Annotated in this window: 6 protein-coding genes; 4 read left to right on the plus strand and 2 right to left on the minus strand. The window is 58.0% G+C overall.

Features of this window, described 5'->3' with window-relative positions; all coding sequences use genetic code 11:
• Nucleotides 1-199: 199 nt before the first annotated feature.
• Nucleotides 200-997 carry a Crp/Fnr family transcriptional regulator gene (locus tag J7359_RS19665; RefSeq protein ID WP_209059874.1) on the minus strand — a complete coding sequence of 266 codons (798 nt, stop codon included), beginning with the start codon at nucleotides 995-997 and terminating at the stop codon, nucleotides 200-202.
• 280 nt (nucleotides 998-1277) lie between these two features.
• On the opposite strand from J7359_RS19665, the gene J7359_RS19670 reads away from it, so the two are divergent.
• Complete coding sequence (locus tag J7359_RS19670; protein ID WP_247740553.1) at nucleotides 1278-2630, plus strand: cation:proton antiporter; 1353 nt, start codon at nucleotides 1278-1280, stop codon at nucleotides 2628-2630.
• Between the two features lie 141 nt (nucleotides 2631-2771).
• Nucleotides 2772-3326, plus strand: a complete 555-nt coding sequence (locus J7359_RS19675) for a sensor histidine kinase (RefSeq protein WP_209059877.1) — start codon at nucleotides 2772-2774, stop codon at nucleotides 3324-3326.
• A gap of 27 nt (nucleotides 3327-3353) precedes the next feature.
• Here the strand turns inward: J7359_RS19675 and J7359_RS19680 are convergent, their stop codons facing one another.
• The gene (locus tag J7359_RS19680) at nucleotides 3354-3968 is read right to left on the minus strand and encodes a hypothetical protein (protein ID WP_209059880.1); all 615 of its coding nucleotides are present in this window, start codon (nucleotides 3966-3968) and stop codon (nucleotides 3354-3356) included.
• A 515-nt stretch (nucleotides 3969-4483) separates the two neighbouring features.
• Between J7359_RS19680 and J7359_RS19685 the strand changes: the two genes are divergently transcribed.
• Both J7359_RS19685 and J7359_RS19690 read left to right on the plus strand, forming a co-directional pair.
• Nucleotides 4484-4669: a hypothetical protein gene (locus J7359_RS19685; RefSeq protein WP_209059883.1), complete on the plus strand. Its 186-nt coding sequence runs from the start codon at nucleotides 4484-4486 to the stop codon at nucleotides 4667-4669.
• Nucleotides 4670-4695: 26 nt separating this feature from the next.
• The coding region (locus tag J7359_RS19690; protein WP_209059893.1) for an SDR family NAD(P)-dependent oxidoreductase at nucleotides 4696-4987 on the plus strand (292 nt) is incomplete at its 3' end.

A 4987-nucleotide genomic window follows, 5' to 3' on the forward strand; every position in this document is an offset into this window, starting at 1 on the left:
CTCAAAAAATCCATGTCGATCACTCCAATGACCCCCGACAAATCCCGTCAGGGGCAGGGTTCCACATGGGTCAATTCTCAGTGACAATTTTGATCGTTGCTGGGTCAGTTCTCAGTGACATCCAACACCTGCTGCCTTGGTGCGCGTGCCAAAACGCAGTCTGACCAGACGCTTGGAGACACGCGGTTCCCTCGCTGTCTTATTCTGCCGAACGAGGCCGAATAGGACGATCCGGGCAGCAAGCACGCAAATACTCAGGATTGAACCTTCCATGTCGCGCGAGGTCATCCCAGCGGGAAATGACCACCCGGCCGCCCGCCCAGGTCATGATGTTCTCCCGCCTCAACGCGCGCACGACTCGGTTGAAATGAACTGCGCAGTTTCCAAGATACCCCGCAAGATCACGCTGCATGAGCGGTAAAGTAAAGGTAATGCTGCGAGCTTGCCCATATATTCCAAGTCTGGTGCTCAGTTCGCAAAAGAAGTGCGCGACACGCTGTGATGAGGAGAGGCAGTTCAGGTTCAAGACAGCGTGGTCAATAAGCGTCTTACGCGCGAATTCGGCGCGCTGTAAATAGTTTCGACAGGTTTCAGAATGGAGCAATGAATTTGCGATATGATCGGGATCGTAAATCTCGAGTTCAACAGTTCCCGCGGCAGCGAAGGATACGAGCCGATCCTCGAAAAAGAGCGCCTGACCATTTACGATATCCCCTGGGGTGAATAGATGCGTCATCAACTCTTTGCCTTCGCCGATTTTATACAGCTCTACGACATAACCTTTCCTGACTCGATAGAGTCTCGTATTTGGTAGGAGCTGTCTGTCGTTCCATAGATCGATCCCCGTGTCGGGCGCCTGGATCTCCTCAGGCTTGCAGCCTGTGGCAGCAAAGCCGGGCGTTGTGCTTCTTCTGGTATTCGGCGGAACGGACTCGCCTCTCTTCTCATTTTTAGCGATCTTATTCGAGAATTCCATTGCACCAATTTCCGGCGCCATCAACACCTCCTCAGTCACGTGGTCAGGAAACCTTGGATGTCATCTCCGAGCCCTACCAAGGAGCTGAGCCAAGCGGGTGCCATAATTCTGAATAGCAGGTCCTCGGTCTGGGAAGATCTGTCAAGGTCATCCGAAATCAGAACGATATCAGGCCAATAATCGTTCCGCATGACCCGGATCGATGTCGCTTCCGGGCGATGCGGTAGAGCGGAAAGAATTCCGAATCAACGTAACGCGACGGGCGACCCACATCTACACAGCGCGGAACCAAACGGAATCGATGGAATTCCGTCTTCGGGTAACTCCTGACAGCTTCCCCAACGAACCCGGTTGGGAGCCTGTGACGTCCCGTCAAGGCCCCGATCGCGTCGATGAAAGGCGCGCCGTGACAAACGAAAACTTCTTCGCCTTCGCGGGCTATCACCAGCTTATGGCCGGCGCCGGAGCGATCGTCATCCTGGCGTTTTGGTTGCCCCGGCTTCTGTCACGCGAGGAGCCGACTGCCCCTCCGCTGATGATCCTTCTGGGCGCTACGGCGTCGCTCGCGCTGCCGACATTCTCGAACCCGTTGGATCCGAGATTGACTCCGAAGGTCTGGGAGATTGTGAGCGAACTTGCCGTTATCATCGCATTGTTCGGGGCCGGCATGCGGATCGACCGCCTTGGACCCCTGGAAAAGTGGTGGCCCACGATCCGACTTCTGGCCATCGCGATGCCGCTGACAATTGCCACGACCGCGTTGCTGGGAACGCTTCTGTCGGGGCTCACCTTCGCCGCCGCCCTGTTACTGGGCGCGGTCTTGGCACCTACCGATCCGGTTCTGGCCGCCGACGTGCAGGTCGGACCGCCTCACGAAGGTCGCGAAAACGCTGTCCGGTTCACGCTCACCACCGAAGCCGGACTTAACGATGGGCTCGCTTTCCCGTTCGTCTATCTCGCCATCGCCGTCGCTCTGCAGGGACCGGAGCCCGGCGCGTGGCTCGCCCACTGGCTCACCGTGGATCTCGTATACCGGATCGGTGTCGGGGTGCTGATGGGCTGGGTGGGTGCGCGCCTCCTTGGTCATGTGCTCTTCTCGGTCCCGCGTGGGGCGCTGCTGGCCGATACCGGCAGCGGGGTGATCGCGCTGGCCGGGATCATGCTGTGCTATGGCACGACCGAACTGGCCGAAGGCTACGGCTTCATTGCCGTTGCGGTTCTAGGCATGCGATTGCGGCGCATCGAGGAGGGTCACCGCTATCACGGCAGGCTTCACGACTTCTCGGCCGCGCTCGAGGAGGCTCTGACCGCGCTGCTGCTGGTCGCCCTCGGAACCACACTGCCGGCCCTGTTCCAGGCACTGAGCATCGGCGAGATCGCTCTCGCGATCCTGTTCCTTTTGCTCGTCCGACCGCTCTCTGGACTGATCGCGCTTCTCGGCAGCGGCATGACCGCGTCAGAGCGTGGCGTGACGGCCCTTTACGGCGTGCGTGGGATTGGCTCTATCTATTACCTCAGCTACGCGCAGTCTCATGTCGATTTCCTGAATGAGGATCTGCTCTGGGCAATCGTCGCCCTCGTCATACTGCTATCCACTGCCGTCCATGGTTTCACCGTGCCTTGGGTCATGCGGAAGGTGGAAGGCGATCCGTAACTGCGCAGGTTGACGCAATTAACCAGCATTGTTGCGAGGCTCTTCGCGGCCACCGAAGCGATCGCCTGCCAGCGCGATCCGTGCTGACCCGGATTGTCGAAGACCATACGCACGGCGCGCTCGCGGACCTCAGCGGAAAACTTGTTCGTCGTCTTGCTCATGATGACTCCATCTACTCAAGAGTTGGAGCCTCCGGCAAACCCGGCGCGTTGCACCGTGCTTGATGCCAAACTCAGTGCACTCGCCCGAGCCCATTCACTGGTGGCGCCCTCCTCCTTGCCGGGATCCGAGCTGCTGGATCAGATGCCCACCCTGAATGCTCTGTTGCGGGCTCTGGCGGATCCCTTCGTTTCGGGAGACGGTTCCCGCCTCCGTCTCACTGGCGACAGCCTGCCTTTGAGCATGCAGACCTTGACGCCGCTCGCCCTGACCTTTGGCGAGTTGATGACAAATGCGTCGAAATACGGAGCGTTCAGATCACACGAGGGGTGGGTCGAGGTCTCATGCCATCGTCAAGGTAGCAATCTCACGATCGATTGGCTCGAGCACTCGAAATGCGATCAGCCCGCACAGGCGCCTGATGACGGTTTCGGTAGTCGATTGATGCGGTCCCTGGTGGAGGAACAGCTGAACGGCACAATCGACTGTCACAATTCTCCTACAGGCTTGCACGTCGCCATGACGATCGCAATCTGACGCGAAAAATGACAGGCTCAGACTAGCCTACAGGCTGCGCTGCATGTCCTGTTCAATCCTGCGACGCTCACGGCGGCTTCGGATCTGTCGGGCGTAGAGAGAGTGCGGACGCAATCTTTCAGGACCATCCCCGCCTTGCTCAACGTCAAAGCTGCGTTGGGCCGCGACAATGCTGGACGTGGCCGCCGTGACGGCGACGACGGTGATGTCGATGCGCGATAGAGTGACCTCGACAGGTGAGCCTGAGGACCCCGCGCCCGCACGATCCAGCAATGTCGCGATTTCTCCGATATCGATCATGTCGCCAGTCTTCAGGGGCGTCTGCAGAGTGGACTTATCCGAGGGATCCTGGCCACGCTCGTCCTGCTTGCCACGCTCTGCGACCGAAACCGTCTCTTCCCGAAGATCGGCACTCAATTTCAGCAGGATGTCTAGGATATAGATCGGTTCGAAGCCGAGATTGCTGACCATGACCCTTCCTGACATGTCCCGTTTGCCGCCAAGAGTAATCAGGATCTCGGAGCGGCGCTGTCGCCGCAAACCCGAGACGAGGATGTGCAGATAAATCACCCAGACAAGCGCGGTCGTCAGGCCCACGACAACTTGCAGAGCAGAGCTATGCGTCTCGATCCATGCCAGCATGGACGCTGGTTATGCAATATCATCGATCAGGGCAATGTGATTTGCCGGTCGGATAAACAAGATCAACCCGAACGTGGCGGATTTGCGGTCCGAGGAGAGCTGCAGCCACTGGCCGCCGAGCAACTGTTAGTCTTGGTGCTCGCTATGGCTCCTGTTTGAGCAGACCCGTCAAATGTTCGGGTGATCGCGACCGTGATAAGGTGCCACGATTCCTGCGGAGATGATCGAGGAAACTTCGCAGGACCGCTTCCCGATAGGTTCATTTTTGTTTGTCGGGAAAGTTCTTCGGGAACGCTTGACGCGCAATACATGTTTGCTGACATCAGTCAAATGGAGGGTTTCGCATGGAAATGCAAATCGGAAGACTCATCTTATCTGATCACGCCAATGGGACGGACGCACCTCATCAGCTTGCCATTCTCCGGCATCAATCCGGCACCAAAACCATTCCACAGTTTAACCCCAACCAAAACCACGCCTTGAGCGCCTTTTGGGTAGAGCCAAAGGTTAGGTAGATGCACGACCACACCTCAATGACGCTTCATTTCTATCGTAGCGGCACGCACGGAATTCGTCTGGTTTCGGACGACATTCAAGGCTTGGAACTGGAGAGCGAAGACACGCGCGTGCTGGCCGAGCAATTGGGGCGGATTCTTCTGAATCACGCGATCCGCAGACTGACGCCACCACCCGTAGAGTAGCAGGGACCATGAACGGAGAGGTTCACATGACCGACTACCCCAAACCGCCTTTTCCCAGACAGCAGCAATCACTGCCCGGAAGTTTCCAGAAGATGGAACCGCGCCCTGATCACGGCGAGGTGAGATGGAAGGGCAGCGGGCGTCTAAGGGGCAAGAAGGCAATCATCACCGGCGGCGACAGTGGTATCGGCCGCGCCGTGGCGATTGCCTATGCCCGCGAAGGTGCGGATGTGGCGTTGATCTACCTTGAAGAGACCGAAGATGCAGCCTCAACTGCGGCATTGGTGCGTGAGGCCGGTCGAGAATGTCTCGAGATTG

Source organism: Paracoccus sp. R12_2, from assembly GCF_017744015.1.
Taxonomy (GTDB): Bacteria; Pseudomonadota; Alphaproteobacteria; order Rhodobacterales; family Rhodobacteraceae; genus Paracoccus.

Coding starts and splice junctions, on each gene's coding strand:
- J7359_RS19665 (WP_209059874.1), bottom strand. CDS start 997: ATGGCGCCGGAAATTGGTGCAATGGAATTCTCGAATAAGATCGCTAAA.
- J7359_RS19670 (WP_247740553.1), top strand. CDS start 1,278: ATGGAATTCCGTCTTCGGGTAACTCCTGACAGCTTCCCCAACGAACCC.
- J7359_RS19680 (WP_209059880.1), bottom strand. CDS start 3,968: ATGCTGGCATGGATCGAGACGCATAGCTCTGCTCTGCAAGTTGTCGTG.
- J7359_RS19685 (WP_209059883.1), top strand. CDS start 4,484: ATGCACGACCACACCTCAATGACGCTTCATTTCTATCGTAGCGGCACG.